Source organism: Burkholderia sp. Ax-1720 (genome assembly GCF_011753035.1).
In the GTDB taxonomy this organism is placed as follows: domain Bacteria; phylum Pseudomonadota; class Gammaproteobacteria; order Burkholderiales; family Burkholderiaceae; genus Burkholderia; species Burkholderia gladioli.
In genome coordinates, this window is record NZ_VWWK01000073.1 from 1 (window position 1) to 17,295 (window position 17,295).

Below are 17,295 nucleotides of genomic sequence, written 5' to 3' on the forward strand. Positions count from 1 at the left end.
CGCAGTCTCCGTGTCCGTCTGACGTTGGCCGTTGCCGCGCTTCTTCGCCTTGCGGATTGCCATTGAGGCCGTCTTGGCCGCTGCGCGCTTCTTGTCACGCAGCCGCTTTACCGCCTGGGCGCAGTCGCCCTCGGACGGGATCGACATCTGCGTGCCGGCGATTTCGCTCCCGTCGAGGATCGAATACAGCGTGTTCAGACTGTCGGGGATAGGGCGGCAGCGGACAAGGTACTTGCCGACGAGGAACTGGCCGGGGGCGCGCTTAGCGTTGCGATCGTAGTGGGCAACGCTACGCAATCCGAGCGTGTCTCGACGAGCAGCGTCGAGGTGAAGGGGGGCTTTGAGCTTGGTGCGCGGCATGGTCATGATCTCCATGGCGCCGGGGAGTACCCCGGCATAAGCGGGGCAGTTAGGCAGTGAGGTGGCGTGCGGCCGGCTGTGCTTCGGTCGGCGAGGATGGCTGTGCTTCGTACGGCACTTCCTGCGCGAGGTCGACCGCGATGATCAGGAGCACCACAACAACCACGACGCGGACGATCGTGGATTTCTCAAAGTTGCTTTGCCGAGCTACGTCGGACGCGATGACGCGCGGTGCTTGCTGGGTGTGGAGCCATTCCTGGCGATTGGCGGACTGATGATCAAGCATTTTCATGGGCTTCTCCTATGGCTGCCCAAGCGGCAGCAATGGAGTCGAATGTTAGGCATTCCTTCTTCTTTGCGCAATAGGAATTCCTAACTTTTTATGTGATCTCGAAACAGCTATCTCCAGCAGGAGGGCGTAAGCCCAGCGGATTTTTATGAAAGGTGTTGTATATTTACGCCTGAGAACTGTATGTTTGTACAGTAGTTATGGGTAAATATTACTGAGAGTGCGTGTCGCGAGGGGATGTCAACAGTGGAATTGCGCTGCAAGCCGGGTGATGTGGCGATTGTCAGCCGCTGCAAAAACCGGTCACGGATCGGTGTACTGGTGCGGGTCGTTGGCCCGCACGAGAGTGATGACTTCGATTGGGTGGTTGAGTTGCTTGGAGGTCCAATCAGAGGACGTGGGATAAGGTCTGATAAGGTCGTAGCGCACCGCAGGGCGGCTGCATTCGATTGGAACCTTACTCCCCTTGCGGGCCAGGCGAGTTCAGATCGAGAAGATCATCAGTATGCTGTCCGCGCAGATCTTCAAACACCTTAAGGGTTTGAAGCAGAGCCACGAACGCCTTGGGCGGCAAGCCAATCTCATCGGCCCTGCCGAGGGCGTCAATAAGCGCTTGGGTGTGCGGGCTCAGCGTCGACTGCCTCAGCGGTGCAGGCGCGTTCGCGCGCCGCTCCATTCGTCCTTCGCCCGTGGCAAGCCACCAGGGATCGACATTCAAAAATTCGGCAGCAAGCAGCAAATTTGCGCCTTCCATCTTCTTTGTCTTACCGCTTAACCAGTCGCTGACCGAGGGCGCTCGCACTCGGCACGCTCGCGCCAGATCGGCCGCCTTTTTTTCCGGCGGCAACTTCATTGCCTGTTCCAGGCGTTCGGCTAGTGTCGTCATTAGGAAAGCCTAACTGATTGAGAATTAGGAATGCCTTGCTTTTTTTGTAAGGAACGCCTAACATGGCGGCATGAATACGCCCTCGAATCGAGACTCGTACGCGTGCGCCGTGATCGATGCATTTGGTGGAACGGCCGCAACCGCCCAACTTTGTGAAGTTCGGATGCCTTCCGTGTCGGAGTGGCGTCGTAACGGGATTCCTCGCGCGCGGTTGTTGTTTTTGAAGCTCGCCCGCCCGGACCTGTTCGCTTCTCTGAATTCGCACGGCGAGCCTCAGTGACCCGTTGCCGTTGCGTCTTCGTAGCCGGTTGCGTACTTCACGAGTCGTATCGTAGTTGCGGACGTGAGCACGCGACAGGATGAAAGCCACTGTCTACCAATCTCCCACTATGACCTGCCAATACGACAGCACGGAATGGCTGGACGTCCTCTATACGTCTGTGCGCAACACGCCGGGTGGCGTCGCCGAACCGGCATCGATCTGGTGGCCGAACGGGCGATGACCGAGCGCGTTGATCGCGAGATCAAGCTGCTGACGCTGGCCGAGAAGCGCAGCCAGTTGGTCAACGCGGCGCAACTCGAACAGGCGTACGGCCAGATGGTCGGCGCATTTCAAACCGAACTCCTGGCGCTGTCCGACAAGATCGTGCAGGAGCTACGCACGCTGTACGGCGTCGAGGTGGACGTTGAATGGCTAAACGAGCATGTCTATGGATGCCTTGAACAGCTTTCTCAATACCAGTCAGACGGTCCGCCAGGTGATTCGTCGGCTCGCGCTTCTGCTGCGGCCACCGGAGCGGATCGGGACGACGGAATGGGCGCGCAAGCATCGGCGGATGAGTGCGAAGGCGACGGCGACGCCTGGGCGGTATAACCCGAGTATCACGCCCTGGGTGTTCGGCATGCACGACGCCCTCGACGATCCGACCGTGCAGAAAGTCGTGTGCATGAAGTCGGCGCAGGTCGCCTGGACGGACGGTGTGCTGCTGAACTACGTCGGCCGGCGCATCGATGTGGACCCGTGCCCGATGATCATCATGTTCGCCAAGGAGAAGTCGGCGAAGAAGTTCAACATGGAGAAGTTCGAGCCAATGGTCGAGGTCACGCCCCGGCTGTCGGCAAAGCTGCCGGTCCACGCGGCCCGCGACAAGAACAACCTCTGGGACCACAAGACTTACCCGCGCGGCTTCCTGAAGTTCATCACCTCGAATGCGCCGGACGACGTGAAGTCGACGCCAGCGCCGGTGGTCGCGGTGGAGGAGCCCGACGACGCGAACGCGAACGTGCGCGAGCAGGGCGACTCCATCACGCTGTTGGAGGAACGGAACAAGAGCTATTCGGATAGCCGGCGCAAGGTGATCTTCGGCGGCACGCCGACGGTCGACGGCTTCTCGCGCATCCAGCAGGCGTATGGCGGATCCGATCAGCGTGTGTATCTGGTGCCGTGCCCGGACTGCGGCGAAGAGCATGAACTGGCCTGGGAAAACGTCACGTGGAGCGACGACGCCGAGGTGCCGCATGAGCTGGATGAGCTGGCCGAGCGCGCGATGCCCTACGCGGCATTCACGGTGCCGGCCGGCGGTCTGCTGCTGACGCTGGGCGTCGATGTACAGCACGATCGGATCGCGCTCGTTCTGCGTGCATGGGGGCGCGGCGAGGAAAGCTGGCTGGTCGTGTGGGACGAGATTCACGGCAACGTGCTGCATCAAGACGAGAATCCTCTCGAAGGTGGTGTATGGGGCGCACTGACCGAGATGCTGATGAGTGGCTATCGCCACGAGACGGGCGGTGTGCTCCGGATCCGCGCGATGTCGATCGACTCGTCGGACGGCTCGACGTCGGACGCCGTCTACAAGTACGTGCGAGCCGCGCGGCGAGCCGGTCTGAATGTCATGGCGATCAAGGGCAGTACCGATGCGAACGCGGAGGTTTTCAGCGTACCGAAGCAGTCGGTCGACTCGACGCGGAACAACAGCAAGGCGGCGAAGTATGGCTTGCGCCCGTTCATGGTGGGCGTGAGCAAGGCGAAAGACCTGATACTCGAGAATCGTTTCAAGCTGGACGGCGAGGGGCCGGGGCGCATGCATTGGCATGTCGGCGTGCGCTCCGACTACCTGTCGCAGGTCACGGCCGAGGTGAAGGTGCCTGGGCGCATCGGTTCGAAGCGGGTCTGGCAGAAGAAGGCCGGCGCCCGCAACGAGGCGCTGGACTGCGAGGTCTACGCCCTGCATGCGGCCCGCAGCGTGAAAACGCACTTGATGACGGAAGCGCACTGGAGCGTGGAGCAGGTCCGCATCTCGCAGTCGTCGTTGTTCGAGGCAGTGCCGATTCTGGAAGCGCTGCCGTCCGCGTTGCCGATCGAGGAAGTGCCGGATCCGCCAGCCGAGTTGGTACCGTCCGAGACAGCGGAGCCGGCGCCTACGCAGCCGGTGCCTACTCAGCCGGTGCCGCAGCAAATCAAACCCGCCGAAACCCCGCCACCGAGCGGGGTTTCGCGCATTCAGGGACGTCGCATGGGCCGGTCGAGCTATCTCGGGCGGCGCTAGGAGGTAGAGGATGGCATACACGAGGCAGGATCTGGAGCGCGTCCAGTCGGCAATCGCCAAGGGCGAGCTGGAGGTGCAGTACGCCGACAACGTGCTGAACCAGGGCGGCAAGGCGTTCCCGGACATCGCGGCCGATGGTGGTATCGGCCCGATGACCCTCGCCGCGCTGAAGGCGTTTTTGCAGCAGCGGGGGGCGGACGGGCATCGCGTGCTGTACGGCATGATCGCCGCGCAGCAGTCGGTGTTCTACATCGAGCTGGCCGAGCGCCGCCCGGAGAACGAGGCGTTCGAGTATGGCTGGCAACTCAACCGCGCGCTGGGGGTGTGAGCATGCTCGACATTCTGAAAACGGTGGCGCCGTGGCTCGTCACGGCATTGACGGGTGGCGTCCCCGGTGTCGCGGCCATGGCCGCGTCGGCGATTGCTGACCGGCTGGGCCTGGGCGATGGGTCGGTCGAGGCAGTGACGTCGGCGCTGTCCGGCCAGTCGGTGACGCCCGAGCAACTACTCGCGCTGAAGCAGGCCGACGCGGACTTCGAGCTGAAGATGCGGCAAGCCGGCTTCGCGCATGCGGAGAATCTGGCCGGCATCCAGGTGCAGGCCGACAAGGTCGCGGCCGACGATCGCGCGAGTGCCCGGCAGTATGCGGCGTCCGAGCACGATCATACGGCGCGTAATCTGGCCTACATGTACACGATGGCGCTGTTCGTGGTGATCGGATTGGAGTTCTATCTGGCGATCGGCGAGATCCGGATGCCTGACGTCGTGAAAAGCACGCTCGACACACTGCTCGGCGTGCTGATCACGATGGTGATCGGCTCGAAGGAGTATTTCTTCGGCTCGTCGTCGCGGGCGGACAAGCAAACAGCTGAGATCACGCGTTTCGCGGTGTCGCCGGACATTACCGTGAGCGCGGGCGTGGTCCGAGGAGGTGAGGCGGATAAGTCACTTTGATCGCGCGCAAGCGCTGAGGAAGAACAGGGCGGCCGGTCGACGTGGTGGAACACGTCGGCCGGCCGCCTTTCCACTGTGTAGGCCAGTGAATCAGCCAAGGCCCTGTTACCTACCGGTAGGCGGGCCGGATTCTACACCAAGTTTAAAAAAGGCTTTCACCATGGCGGAACCCATCATTCCCTGGCTCGGCGGCAAGCGTCGTCTGGCAGACATCCTGATTCCCCGTTTTCCTGCGCACGAGTGCTACGTCGAGGTTTTCGCGGGCGGGGCTGCGTTGTACTTCCTTCGGCCGCCGGCCAAGGTCGAGGTGATCAACGACATCAACGGGGAACTGATCAACCTGTATCGGGTGGTGCAGCACCATCTGGAGGAGTTTGTACGGCAGTTTAAATGGGCGCTGACGAGCCGTCAGGTGTTCGAATGGCTCAAGCAGACGGTCCCGGAAAGTCTCACCGATATCCAGCGTGCGGCGAGGTTCTACTACCTGCAGAAAAGTTGCTTTGGCGGCAAGCTGGAGGGGCAGACGTTCGGCACGAGGACAGCCACCCCGCCGAGCTTGAACCTGATCCGGCTGGAAGAGGATCTGTCAGCGGCGCATCTGCGGCTCTCCGGTGCGTATATCGAGCGCCTGGATTGGGCCGAGTGCATCGATCGATACGATCGCCCGCATACGCTGTTCTACTTGGACCCGCCGTATCTCGACACGGCGGGGTATGGCGTAGCGTTTCCGTTCGAGCAATACGAGAAGCTGGCCGAGCGCCTACGGACGCTCAAAGGCCGGGCGATCGTGAGCTTGAACGATCACCCTGAGATCCGGCGGGTGTTCGATGGATTCCACATCGAGACGGTGCCGATCCAGTACACAGTGGGCCTGGAGGCCGCGAGCCGCCATGAGGTGATCATTTCGAGCTGGGATGTCGGCGCCGAGCCGGCTGGATTATTCTAAGGCGTGGCGCGAGCGGGGCAGCCTGCTCGCGCGATGTCGTTACGCCTGGGCTCGACGGGTTCGAGCGCGGCCGATTGCGACATTCGCGATCCAGACAAGCAGGCCGCAAACGATGATCGACGCGATCAGTATCGCCAGCATGCCAAGCGCTGGCAGGTCGACAGGGTTCGCGAGTTGGTCCTGGCGCGTCGCGTGAAGCACAATGGTGAGCGCGGATTCCAGCCACTCGGGCATGTCATCCGTCATCGCGACGATGACGTGCGCGAGAATCCAGCCGCCGAGCAACGTCACCACGATATTCAACGCGAGCAATCCGAATTTCTTCATTTCACTTCAACCGTTCCATAGGCTTTGAATGACGAACCGGGCGCTGGCAGATCCGCGCCGCTCGATCGGAGAAAGTCGGCAAGGCGATCGAACGTCGTCGGGTTTGTCACGGTAATACACCTTTCGCTCAAACGGCGCGGCCCCATCAGGTGCAGGCGAAAATGTCCGCGTTTCACTTTCCCGACATAAGTCGAGTCGCCAGTGCTCACATTCCACAAGGCAAACCATTTAGTGTGATCGGTGGTGCCCCACCCATACTTGCCTTAGGCGTCGTACAGCCAGCGTGGCCGCCCGCTTGTCGGTCGAGGATGTGGTACGTCCCTTTCGGGATTGGACCGGCTCCTTCTATTCTGATCGCGTTGGGTTTATTGCGTTCGTTGTTCTTGTCAGAAAAAGCGGGAACCATCCCGAAACCGGGGCCGAGCCCCTGCGTGGTGTGGCCAGGGATCCCTATGATTGAGTTCGCAGGCTCGCATACTTCTCTAGAACCGCCGATTGGAGCGGGGCTACAGCGGGCGGTCCGCCAGTTCCCACTTGGCGACGACGCGTACAACTTCTCGACCTCGTTTGGCTAGTTATCACAGCGTCTACACAGACGCAGTGTATCTATTTCGGATGAGCATATGCACGTTAGTGGAAAGGAAGTAGTGCCGGAAACGCGATATGTCGTTGAACTGATGAAATCGCAGATGAAAATAATGTGGTGCAGTATTTTTTATAAATATACAGTGCGGATCAAGGGAGGGTGCCATGACGAAATTTGGGGGTAGTATGCGTGCTTATGTAACTGCGCAGCTAGCGAGTCGGGGGAACTCCGGAGCCGAAATTGCCGGTGCTCAGCGCGTTCTCCAAGCGTGAGCTATGAAAACATGAGATCTGTAGAATCTGTGCTTGCCCCAGTGAGGTTTCTAGTCGAAGATCTGTGTCAGTCGTCGCTAGCGATTGCCAGAAGCCACCGCTCACCAACGACAGCTATAGATTGTCTTGCAGGAATCGTCGCCAGGTTATGGACATACAGGTGGTGCTAAACAAATTTAATTGTAGCCATTAATCGATTTGTCTTCGGTGGGGCAGTACAATCCAGAATCCAACATTGCCAAAGTCAGGTTTGGGATTTAAGTTGCATAGTTGCCAATCATAAAGTGTTTTCAAATTTGAACGGGGGAGTGCGATGGCAAAGCCGGTATTTTTTTCGATGGGCGGTGAAGCTGACACGAGGTTTGCAAAGGCAGTTAAGGATCTTCTTCCTGATCCGATGGTATATTTCTATCAACGCAGTGGTGAAGAAGGTACTAATTTTCGCCCGGAAATTGAGGCTGAGGTGCAGGGCTGTAGAGTATTTGTGCTGTTTTGGTCAAACGACTATTTAAAGAGTGAGCACGCTAGACAAGAGCTTGCAATTTTCAAAAAAACCGTCGAGGCTGGGCACGATGCAGACTTGCTGATTGTACCAACGACGCGAAGGAGTCCAGATATTCAAAGGGAATGGACTAACCCAATCAATTCGAGTACCGAATATATGCTTGGGCGCTGGCGATACGAGCGATCTGTATTTCAAGGTGAAGATCCACAACGGGTAGTTGAGAACATCCGTCGAAAGCTGGCGAAAGCTAGATTGATCGATCGAGCGCTTGTTGTGCGACCCGGTTTGCTCGCGCAGTTCAAGGCAGCGCTTTCCCGGCCCAACTATCAAACGGTCCAATTCTGTTTAGTTTGGGGATTCGAAGGCGACGGTCGGAGGACTGCACTACGCCAGTACATGACTACGGCTCATGTGAACCTTACTCCGCGGTATGTGCCTCTTGACACTACTGAGGGTCCGGAAGATTTGCTGTTGCGTTTGCATGACCATGCCACGCCAAAACAGCGTCAGGAAATCCTCAAAGCGGCGCAGGGCAAGAGAGATGGTGTTGGTAAGGCAATCCGTACAGCACTGTTTATAGCAGGCGAGAGCAAAAGCTACTACGTCATCGTTTTAAGTCGATTCACTGGGACAGATTCCGGGACACTTCCGCCCTGGCTTGCTGACGTTTTTGGCAATATTCCACCCGGAAATGCCCCCTTGGCCTTCGTCGTGGTTCCAAATCCTGTTAGCGACGCGCAGATGCGACTCTATCCGCTAAGCGCTAGAACCCGTGTGCAGGGTCTTGACGAAGATGAAATGAATGAGCTAGTGCATAAACTTTCCCAGGAAGATTCCAATCCTGGAAGATGGACAGAAGAGCGACGAAAGATAGTTGCCCGCGTTAGCGGGAGCAGTCCAAGTCTTTGTCATGCGATCATGTATGCGATGTCCACGGAACCAACGCTTGACTTCTTGGGGCGGATAGCGGATCGAGAGGCGGATATTTTTTCTGCCAATATCTCTGCTCTCATCGGTCATCTTGTCGGCCAACTTAAAGGAAGGCCCGGCGATTTGCTTGCGCTGAGGCTCATCGAGCGACTTGGTGCGACGAGCAAACAGACGTTAGACGCTATTTTTGCTAGCCGGAGCACCACCGAAACGTACGATCTCTATCAACTCCGAGACTACGGTCTCGTCGAGCACTTGTCGGGTGACATATATCGCATCCCGCCCTTGGTGCAGCGGCGTCTAGGCGATGCACTGTGGTCCGGCGGGCTAAGTAAAGAGGAGGTCGATTCCGTGCTTGGTGGATTCGCTCGCGAAATAATCACCGAAAACGACGAGTATGGTGCAGTCTTTGCCAGCAACAAGGTTGCCGCGCAATTGCGAACCAATGCGCCTGTGCCGGTTGAGCTTGCCTCCTATCTGACGACTGCGACTTTATTCAAAGCTGGTCTTGAAAGATATACAAGCAATGAATTCCCAATAGCCCATTCAATTCTTCAGCGGGCTATGCGCCGATTGAAGGACGGGACTAACCTTGATCCTCTCACTCAAATTGAAATTGCTCGTTACTATGGGCTTGCGGCAGCTCGCATTGAAAGATTCGATGACGTTGCTGTAGCGCGTTCGTTCTTGCGAGATGGTGCCGTTAAGTCCCGGTCAGTTCAAGCCGAAGCGATGGTTGAGTTCTTAGATGGATTTGAAGCGCGTGTCCGATGGCGTTCCCGTGATGCAGTTCGGAGTTTTGAGAGGGCACGCCGACTACTTCATCATGTGCGCTTCGCTGAACGGCAGCGCGGGGCCGTTCTTACAGAGCTTTCTCGGGCGCTCCTCCGCTTAGATCCTCCCGCCTATGATCGCGCGGTTTCAATAGCAGAGGAAGCTTATGAACAAATGAAAGTTGTTCACAACTTGAACGGAGTTATACGTGCGAGGTTGGCCCGTCTGGAAGGGGCGCTATTTGACGGGCCTTCGCGTACATTCCAGCAGGAAGTAAAAAAGATAGACGAATTGCTGGACTTGTTAACTGAAATGTGCCGACGTTCAAGTCAAGATTTCCACCTTGTTAGGCGTGCAGATATTTCTCGTATCCTTTCTTACAAGAAAGTGCAATCTGGTGAATCTAAAATTTTGAACTTAACGGAGGCTATCCGGTTCACTGATCAAGCTATTGAGTTGAAGAAATTTCCCCCCACGATCGCCCGGCGATGGTATCTAAGATTATTTGATCAAACTTCTAACCACGCCCAAGAATTAATAAAGGAAGCGGAGGAGACTCTTCGCGTTGGTGATGTAGGCAATAGGGTGCATCTGAAAGATGCTCTAGTGGTCGCTGTTATTTCTCATGCACGAATCAACCAGGAAGATGCTCGCCGATTATTGCGAGAGCATCGAGATCTCGTAAATGATGGGTTTCGCCAAATGCTGACAAAGATGATCGTCGACCATGGTCGATTAGGTGGTAAGGTTACTGATTACTCTCGTTTGGATAGGATGTGAGCGAGCGCAAAGAGCAGTGCTATAAAATATTTTGGAATGTTAAGTTCTATTGTTCCTGTTGTTGATTATTTGTCGTGATCTGAGTTGAGTTATTTTTTTAGGGAAAATGTAATTGTGCATAAAGAGATAAAAGATAATATTTTTATATTTCTGGTGTGGTTGCGGTTTTGATCTGCGGTGTTTTAAGTTTGCGGTACAAAATATCCGGAGTTTCTTTAAGTAGTTAGTATTCGCAGGTGAAGGAGCGCATGACGGTTAGCTCGAAATAAAGGTCCGTGAGAAGAGCCGCAGAGTCGATGTTGCTTGATTTGTGAAGCTGAAGCGTACAATGCAGTGGAGTTGATATCGAATTTAAGATCGTGAAGAAATTCAGGGAAGCTACTTTCTCCCCGGGGCAAACGCCAAAATTTCCAAGCCGCTAGGGCTATCTACTGCTGTGGTGGATGGATTTGTAAGTGGACTCGGGTAATCTAAAAATGTTAATTTATGGTGAATGATGATGTCGAGCATGCCAAAAAGCAGGCTGTGGAATGATGTTGCTGATAAAAAAAACTATCCGGATAATGAGAAGTGGTATTCTCACTTGCTAGATCAGTATAAGCTTTATGTCGAAATGGCTGATCGGGTCAGTCAGCGGCGTACTGCTGCGAATTCGTATTTTCTTAGTGTGAATTCGGCTATCCTCGCATTTGTCGGCTATCTGACTTCGAAAGATTCTTCGGACTATCTCTGGCTTCTCGCTGTTGCTGGTGTGGCGTTGACGTTTCTTTGGTATTCAATCATAACGTCGTACCGAAATTTAAATTCGGCTAAGTGGGGGGTTGTGCATGAAATAGAAAAACTTCTGCCAATAAGTCCGTACTATGCCGAATGGGAGTCAATTCAACGGGGTGGAAACCCAGGTCTTTATCGACCTATATCGCACATTGAGGCTGGTGTGCCTTGGGTTTTCTTTGCTCTTCATTTAATAGTTTTGATTAAAACATTTCCGTGGTTTAAGGTTTTGTCCGATCTTCGGGGTTTAGTGTGCTAAATCAAGGGTTTGTCGGTGTAGCCGGGCTTCGGATGGTAATATTTTGTGTTGATCAGACGTCGAGATGGCGGCTTCGCCTTGCAAATGGCTTCTGAGTGAAATAGATGGAGGTCGTTTCCGTTGGTCCAGATGGTCGATGCTGAAATTAACGGATTTCGATAAGTGTCAGCCGATAAGTCTGAACCAATCTTTGACAGTGAGCCCAAGGCGCATTACTTCGTCCTCACTAATGGGGCAGCAATGCGCAATTGGGCCGCGAAGCATATTCAAGTTATTCATTACGCGCTCAACCGCCTTGGGACTTTTCAAAACTGTTCCGAATAATTCCCAATTTGATGTGATTATTACAGATAGCTCTCCGAAAGTCGTGTAATCAATCGCGGCGTCGGACCTGCGGGTCATGCCGCTATCGAGTTCTTTCTGTTGGCGGTCTTTAACGGCCGACGCAATGTTAGAAGGTATTTTTCCGCTGCTCCACCAGGCATCGCCAAGTGCGTCTTGAAGGGTTTCAGAGATCAAACTTCGGATCGATCGCTCAAGACAATAAAACACTTCGAAGTGACGAGCCATTTCTGCAGCCTCGCGGCGCACATCCCTCTCGAATTGAGGATAGTAATCCGTCGGCACTTCAGCAGCCACTGTCATGGGCGCATGCCCGAGTTCAACATTAAACTGCCTTTCGACATTGCGAAGCTCGTCGGTCAGAAGATATCCTGACATCCCGAATGAACGAAGTTGATCTTCCATGTTAGTCGTTGGAATTTCTTAGCAGATTTTCTTTGAGACTCTTGAATATTGCGTTAAAAACTGCGATATCCGAGGTGGCTGGGAGATTAAGGTTGATAGTGTAGGACAAATTTAGCCCGATGCTACTATCTTGAGATGGAGCACTTCCGTTGGCGCCTCCTTGTTCTTTGTCTCTCTCTCTTAGGTGGTTTAGATTATTGTTAATAAATCCGATTTCCGCTCTGGGCTCTGTAATTGTTGTTGTATTTGTGATGTCAAAGTTTGCATATTTTTTAATTGATTTAATGCAGTTGATAATTAGATTGACAACACTTGATTCCCCTCCCGCGCCTGTCTCCTCGATTATTAGTCCCTTTAATTTTTCATCAGAGAGTTGATGCATATATTCGTTTCTTTTGTACAGCGCGGAGTACCCAATTTTCAGCGCCTCAGCTGCTGCACCACCAGATGCTTCACTATCTGTGCTTCGAAAGCGTGTATAGATTGACGTTGGTGTGCCGTCTGCTCCTGCGAATCCAATTTTTCTTAAGAACGAAGTTATTTGATTGCCTGAACCTCCGCGAATGTTTAAAACGGTCTTTACGAAATCTTGGCTAACTGATGTTGGCGTCGCTGCTTGTTTAATTGCTGATAGTGCCTTGTCGACATTTCCGGTTGCGGTGACGTATGGAAGTGAAGCCATTGAGTGCCTCGTTGTCTAGTGAGATCATATTCGCTTGTTCATTAATTGCTTTTATGGCGCATGCAGACGCAACCGGTTAGGCAAGTAAAGACCGTGATATTTAGTGCCGCTGCCGTCATTTTGTCAAGTCGGGTTCGCAACAGTCATCTTTTTGACCTCGGCCGACCGCCGCCTATGCTTTTTGAAGTGCACGTCAAGTATGACCGTCGCTCGACGTTGAGCCCGACTGCCCGCTTCGGCCGACAAGTGGCGGGCATCCGAGCTTAATGACAGGCGGCTAGACTCCGATAGTGGACGTTGCTGTCGCGGGAGCCCCCTATGGCGGTGAGGGGCGGTGGCGATCGGTCTCTAAACAAGGTAGCGTAAGTTTTGGCATAGCTTGACGTTCTTAAGCCGGGCCAACTAGAGCACTGATACTGCAGCATCATTGGTGTTGCTGGCTGACGAGAGCGCTAACGGTCGGATATGTCGACCGAAGCGATCTCATCCAGTGCTACATCAGTGCTACATCCGTCGAAAAACATACCAAGAGCTAACAAATACGGGGTTCTCAGCGATTTGGTCGGCCCGATCCATCATCGGTGCAACCGACAGGCGCCGAGGTGTAGCTTTCATTGAATCTTCCTGCTTTCCAACTGAATCCAGTCGAGTGAATCGGGGCGGTGCGCGGCGGTGCACTGCTCTGCCGCCGGACGGGGTCTCGCGGCGGCTTATCGCGCAATGAGGCGCGAAGGCGACATTATAAGACGACGGGAAAATGACGTCCCGAGCCGTTTCCGGCTAGTCGCGATACGCTCGAATGCCCCGATGGCTCGACTCGAACCAGCCTCGCTCTCCGAACCCCTGCACGCCCAAGCGAACTTCCGCACCTCGAAATTGATTTCCCGCAAATTCTCGCGGAATAGGGCAAAGGATTTTGCGCGGCCTGCCGCTATCCTTCATCACGTAGCTGACTTGCCTCGGCTGCTTTGAGTTTGGCCCGCTTCGTCAAAACCGAAGCGGGCTTTTTTATGCGCGTCGTCAGGGTCGCCAGCGTCGTCTCGTGCGCATGCCAGCGCCCGAAATGGTGAAAGCCCCGAACCGCGAAGCGGCCGGGGCTTTCTTTGCGATCGATCCTTTGGCACGAGGAGACGACGCTCAGACAGTATAGGTGACGTGCCAACGGCACTTTGCGTTTCGATTGTGCATATTTGTATCGATTGTTAATTCCTCGGATTTAATCCCGGCGCGGCGCCTGCCTGGCCAGCAGGGCAGCCCGATCGACATCCCGATCGCCCGCGCGCAATGCCGCTCAGTGCGTTTCGCCGACCGGCGTCAACTGCAGGCCCGGACCCGGCAAGGGCTCGATTTCGCGCGGATCGAGCGGTTCCCCGCATTCCGAGCAGACCATCACCGGCTTGACCAGATGGCCGCAGCTGCGGTGCCGCAGCAGGACCGGCGGCCCCGCGCCTTCATCCTTCCAGCGATCGCCCCAGGCGGTCAGCGCCAGCAGCACCGGATACAGGTCGCGCCCCTTCTCGGAGAGCTTGTATTCATAGCGCGGCGGGCGTTCCTGGTAGCGCAGCTTGACGAAGATGCCCTCGTCGACGAGCCGCGCCAGCCGCTCGGCCAGCACATGCCTGGTGACGCCGAGCTGGGCCTGGAAGGCATCGAAGCGCCGCACGCCGAAGAAGGCGTTGCGCAGCACCAGCATGGTCCAGCGATCGCCCAGCACGGCCAGCGTGCGTGCCACCGAGCACGGAATCTCGCCCACCTCGTCCCATTTCATACCTGCTCCGATCGACTGCAAAGTGAGTTCGATTATAGAACGGACACTCGAACCGGCAATCCCCGCGTTGACACTGCCAAACCTGCAAAGAATAATGCGTTCTGTTTTGGAACTAACTACGGCATTGTTCCCGCCGGACCACGAGGAGAAACGCCATGAAACCGCTCGATTTTTCCGGTATCGACTTGCTGCGCGCCGCCCAGGCCGGGAACGTTCCCGCGCCGTCGATCACCGAGACGATGCCGATGCAGATCGATTCGGTCGAACTCGGTTATGTCCGGATGACCGCGCGCGCCGACGAGCGGCACCTGAATCCGCTGGGCGGCGTGCATGGCGGTTTCGCCGCCACGGTACTCGATTCGGTGACGGGTTGCGCGGTGCATTCGATGCTCGACCAGGGCGTGGGTTACGGCACGGTCGACCTGCACGTGAAGATGCTGCGCCCGGTGCCGCGCGACGTCGAGCTGATCGCGGAGGGGCGCGTCACGCATCTGTCGCGCACGCTCGGCGTGGCCGAAGGCACGATCAAGACCCCCGACGACAAGATCATCGCGCAGGGCTCGGCGACCTGCTTCATCCGGCGTCCCGACTGAGCCGGCGGGCATCACGGGCGCCTCGCGCGACTTCCGCTTGGCTATACTTCGGGCATCTCGCGGCGCGTCCCGGCAGCCGCGGCCTTGATGAGCGGAGCGACGATGCGTCTCGATGACGAAGCCGAAAGCCGGAATGTCGAGGACCGCCGCGGCGGCTTCGGCGGATCGGGGCGGGGCGCGACGATCGGCATCGGCACGATCGTGGTCGCGCTGGCCGCCTCCTACCTGTTCGGCATCGATCCGCGCGTCGTGCTGCAGGGCGCGGCAATGCTGCAGGGCCAGCACGCGGGCCAGGCGCCGGCGCCTTCCGCCAACACGCAATCGAATGCCCGGCGCGACGACCCACGCGCCGTCTTCACCCGCAAGGTGCTCGGCAACATCGAACGCACCTGGTCGGGCATCTTCCCGAGCCAGCTCCATCGCGACTATTCCCCGCCCACGCTGGTGATGTTCGAGCACGCCACCTCGACCGCCTGCGGCACCGGCCAGACCGCGATGGGGCCGTTCTACTGCCCGGCGGATCGCAAGGTCTATATCGATCTCGGTTTTTACGACGAACTGCGCCAGAAATTCGGCGCGGGCGGCGATTTCGCGCAGGCCTACGTGATCGCGCACGAGGTCGGCCACCATGTCCAGAAGCTGCTCGGCATCTCGGATCGCGTCGACGCGGCGCGCCAGCGGCTGACCGAGGCGCAGGCGAACCGGCTGTCGGTGCGGCTCGAGCTGCAGGCCGACTGTTTCGCCGGCGTGTGGGCCTACAACGCGCAACAGGCCAACCGGCAACTGATCGAGCCGGGCGAATTCGAGCAGGGCCTGAAGACGGCCGCCGCGATCGGCGACGACACGCTGCAGCGCCGCAGCCAGGGTTATGTGGTGCCCGATGCCTTCACGCACGGCACCAGCGAGCAGCGCGTGGCCTGGCTGCGCCGCGGCATGCAGCGCGGCGACGTGCGCGACTGCGATACCTTCGCCTCGCGCTGAGCCGCCGGGGCAGTTGCCCTGGCCGGGCGGCCGGCGCCGCGGACGCCGTCGACGCATCGCGATCGACATCGATCGCGTCGCAACGTCGCCGGATGCGTGCCGCATGCGATAATCCGCGTTTCGCCGCGCATCCGGTGCAATCGGTGGCCGGCATCGCCGGGCGCCTGGGCATCACCGCGCGCCGGGCCCCGGCAGGGCGGGCCGAGCGAGCCCGCCATCGACAACGAATCCGCACGCCGCGACGTACATGAACACGAACCGCTCCACCACCACCTCCCCGGCGCTTGGCTGGGTGACGTTCGCGCTGATCGCGATCGTCGGGCTCTTTTACGTGAAGTGGTCGCCGTATTACCACCGCGCCTTCGTCGCGGCCGAGCATCATTCGATCGGGCAATCGATCCTGATGGGCAGCGCCGCCAGCGCTCCCTCGCCCTCGTGGCAGGCCGCGCTCGACTATGCCTGGGCCTACGGCAAGGCGATCTGGCAGGCGATGGTGCTGGGCCTGCTGCTCGGCTCGGCGATCCAGGCGCTGCTGCCGGCCCGCGCGATCGCGCGCCTGCTGGGCCGCACCGGCTTCGGCAGCGTGGTGGCGGGCGGCCTGCTGTCCCTGCCGGGCATGATGTGCACCTGCTGCGCGGCGCCGGTGGTGGCCGGCCTGCGCGCGCGCCAGGCCTCGCCGGGCGGCGCGGTGGCGTTCTGGCTCGGCAACACGGTGCTGAACCCGGCCACGCTGGTGTTCATGGGTTTCGTGCTCGGCTGGCAATGGACGGCGCTGCGGATCGTGTTCGGCGTGGTGATGGTGTTCGGCATCGGCTACCTGCTGAACCGCCTGGCTGCCGGCGACGCGCGGCCGGTCGACGAGGCCACGCTGGCGCGGCTGGCCGCCGGGCAGCAGGCGGAGGGCAATGCCTTCGTCCGCTGGATCAAGCTGCTGGCGCGCATGACGCTGCGCCTGATCCCCGAGTACATCGTGCTGGTGCTGCTGCTCGGCGCGGCGCGCGCCTGGCTGTTCCCGCACGTGGGCGCCGACGTCGGCAATGCGGTGCTGTGGATCGTCGCCTTCGCGCTGGCCGGGATGCTGTTCGTGATCCCGACCGCCGGCGAGGTGCCGATCGTGCAGGCGATGCTGGCGCTCGGCGTGGGCGTCGGCCCGGCCGCGGCGCTGCTGATGACCTTGCCGCCCGTCAGCGTGCCCTCGCTGGCGATGCTGTGGCGCTCGTTCCCGGCACGCACGTTGCTGCTGGTCGCGGCGCTGGTGGTCGCCTTCGGCATCGCGGGTGGATTCGCGGCCGTGGCGCTGGGTTTCTGACCGGCCGGCAGGTGACGAGGGCGGTTT

The 17,295-nt window shown here is 57.9% G+C and carries 18 protein-coding genes and 1 pseudogene; 10 read left to right on the plus strand and 9 right to left on the minus strand.

Annotation, left to right across the window (positions count from 1 at the left end; translation table 11 throughout):
* The 3 genes from F3J18_RS20580 to F3J18_RS20590 form a co-directional block, all read right to left on the minus strand.
* The coding region (locus F3J18_RS20580; protein WP_240154627.1) for a beta-hexosaminidase at positions 1 to 360 on the minus strand (360 nt) is incomplete at its 3' end.
* Positions 361 to 409: 49 nt separating this feature from the next.
* Positions 410 to 652, minus strand: coding sequence for a hypothetical protein (locus F3J18_RS20585; protein ID WP_020381211.1), 243 nt, complete (start codon positions 650 to 652; stop codon positions 410 to 412).
* Positions 653 to 1,106: 454 nt separating this feature from the next.
* Entirely contained in the window at positions 1,107 to 1,535 is a 429-nt protein-coding gene (locus F3J18_RS20590; protein ID WP_166913902.1) for a transcriptional regulator, read from the minus strand.
* A gap of 469 nt (positions 1,536 to 2,004) precedes the next feature.
* Between F3J18_RS20590 and F3J18_RS37855 the strand changes: the two are divergent.
* From F3J18_RS37855 to F3J18_RS20610, 5 genes and pseudogenes are all read left to right on the plus strand, one after another.
* Positions 2,005 to 2,409 (plus strand): annotated as a pseudogene (locus F3J18_RS37855) (MarR family transcriptional regulator); the annotation flags it as partial.
* Positions 2,410 to 2,437: 28 nt separating this feature from the next.
* Positions 2,438 to 4,081 carry a terminase gpA endonuclease subunit gene (locus F3J18_RS20595; RefSeq protein ID WP_345891749.1) on the plus strand — a complete coding sequence of 548 codons (1,644 nt, stop codon included), beginning with the start codon at positions 2,438 to 2,440 and terminating at the stop codon, positions 4,079 to 4,081.
* 91 nt (positions 4,082 to 4,172) lie between these two features.
* Positions 4,173 to 4,409, plus strand: a complete 237-nt coding sequence (locus F3J18_RS20600; protein ID WP_345891750.1) for a putative peptidoglycan-binding domain-containing protein — start codon at positions 4,173 to 4,175, stop codon at positions 4,407 to 4,409.
* Positions 4,410 to 4,411: 2 nt separating this feature from the next.
* Positions 4,412 to 5,035 carry a hypothetical protein gene (locus F3J18_RS20605; protein ID WP_205195514.1) on the plus strand — a complete coding sequence of 208 codons (624 nt, stop codon included), beginning with the start codon at positions 4,412 to 4,414 and terminating at the stop codon, positions 5,033 to 5,035.
* 160 nt (positions 5,036 to 5,195) lie between these two features.
* The gene (locus tag F3J18_RS20610) at positions 5,196 to 5,981 is read left to right on the plus strand and encodes a DNA adenine methylase (RefSeq protein WP_166913908.1); all 786 of its coding nucleotides are present in this window, start codon (positions 5,196 to 5,198) and stop codon (positions 5,979 to 5,981) included.
* Between the two features lie 39 nt (positions 5,982 to 6,020).
* Here F3J18_RS20610 and F3J18_RS20615 read toward each other — a convergent pair whose 3' ends face one another.
* The 3 genes from F3J18_RS20615 to F3J18_RS38580 are packed head-to-tail and all read right to left on the minus strand — an operon-like array spanning position 6,021 to position 6,714.
* Positions 6,021 to 6,308, minus strand: coding sequence for a hypothetical protein (locus F3J18_RS20615; RefSeq protein WP_166913910.1), 288 nt, complete (start codon positions 6,306 to 6,308; stop codon positions 6,021 to 6,023).
* Positions 6,305 to 6,517: a tlde1 domain-containing protein gene (locus F3J18_RS38575; protein WP_279610653.1), complete on the minus strand. Its 213-nt coding sequence runs from the start codon at positions 6,515 to 6,517 to the stop codon at positions 6,305 to 6,307. The genes F3J18_RS20615 and F3J18_RS38575 overlap by 4 nt, the downstream gene beginning before the upstream one ends.
* Complete coding sequence (locus tag F3J18_RS38580) at positions 6,514 to 6,714, minus strand: tlde1 domain-containing protein (RefSeq protein WP_275691131.1); 201 nt, start codon at positions 6,712 to 6,714, stop codon at positions 6,514 to 6,516. The genes F3J18_RS38575 and F3J18_RS38580 overlap by 4 nt, the downstream gene beginning before the upstream one ends.
* A gap of 765 nt (positions 6,715 to 7,479) precedes the next feature.
* Between F3J18_RS38580 and F3J18_RS20625 the strand changes: the two genes are divergently transcribed.
* A complete protein-coding gene (locus F3J18_RS20625; RefSeq protein WP_166913912.1) occupies positions 7,480 to 10,155 on the plus strand; it encodes a TIR domain-containing protein in 2,676 nt (891 codons plus the stop codon).
* A 508-nt stretch (positions 10,156 to 10,663) separates the two neighbouring features.
* Complete coding sequence (locus F3J18_RS20630) at positions 10,664 to 11,188, plus strand: hypothetical protein (protein ID WP_240154629.1); 525 nt, start codon at positions 10,664 to 10,666, stop codon at positions 11,186 to 11,188.
* A gap of 165 nt (positions 11,189 to 11,353) precedes the next feature.
* Here F3J18_RS20630 and F3J18_RS20635 read toward each other — a convergent pair whose 3' ends face one another.
* From F3J18_RS20635 to F3J18_RS20645, 3 genes are all read right to left on the minus strand, one after another.
* On the minus strand, positions 11,354 to 11,935 hold the full coding sequence (locus tag F3J18_RS20635; protein WP_166913914.1) for a Swt1 family HEPN domain-containing protein: 582 nt from the start codon (positions 11,933 to 11,935) through the stop codon (positions 11,354 to 11,356).
* Position 11,936: 1 nt separating this feature from the next.
* On the minus strand, positions 11,937 to 12,617 hold the full coding sequence (locus F3J18_RS20640) for a DUF5343 domain-containing protein (RefSeq protein ID WP_166913915.1): 681 nt from the start codon (positions 12,615 to 12,617) through the stop codon (positions 11,937 to 11,939).
* A 1,291-nt stretch (positions 12,618 to 13,908) separates the two neighbouring features.
* A complete protein-coding gene (locus F3J18_RS20645) occupies positions 13,909 to 14,385 on the minus strand; it encodes a helix-turn-helix domain-containing protein (protein ID WP_013697865.1) in 477 nt (158 codons plus the stop codon).
* 155 nt (positions 14,386 to 14,540) lie between these two features.
* Here F3J18_RS20645 and F3J18_RS20650 point away from each other — a divergent pair, with 155 nt between their 5' ends.
* The 3 genes from F3J18_RS20650 to F3J18_RS20660 all read left to right on the plus strand — a co-directional run bounded on the left by F3J18_RS20650 (position 14,541) and on the right by F3J18_RS20660 (position 17,268).
* On the plus strand, positions 14,541 to 14,978 hold the full coding sequence (locus F3J18_RS20650; RefSeq protein WP_025098073.1) for a PaaI family thioesterase: 438 nt from the start codon (positions 14,541 to 14,543) through the stop codon (positions 14,976 to 14,978).
* 102 nt (positions 14,979 to 15,080) lie between these two features.
* Positions 15,081 to 15,959, plus strand: a complete 879-nt coding sequence (locus tag F3J18_RS20655) for a neutral zinc metallopeptidase (protein WP_166913918.1) — start codon at positions 15,081 to 15,083, stop codon at positions 15,957 to 15,959.
* A gap of 247 nt (positions 15,960 to 16,206) precedes the next feature.
* Positions 16,207 to 17,268: a permease gene (locus F3J18_RS20660; RefSeq protein ID WP_025098071.1), complete on the plus strand. Its 1,062-nt coding sequence runs from the start codon at positions 16,207 to 16,209 to the stop codon at positions 17,266 to 17,268.
* Positions 17,269 to 17,295 lie beyond the last annotated feature (27 nt).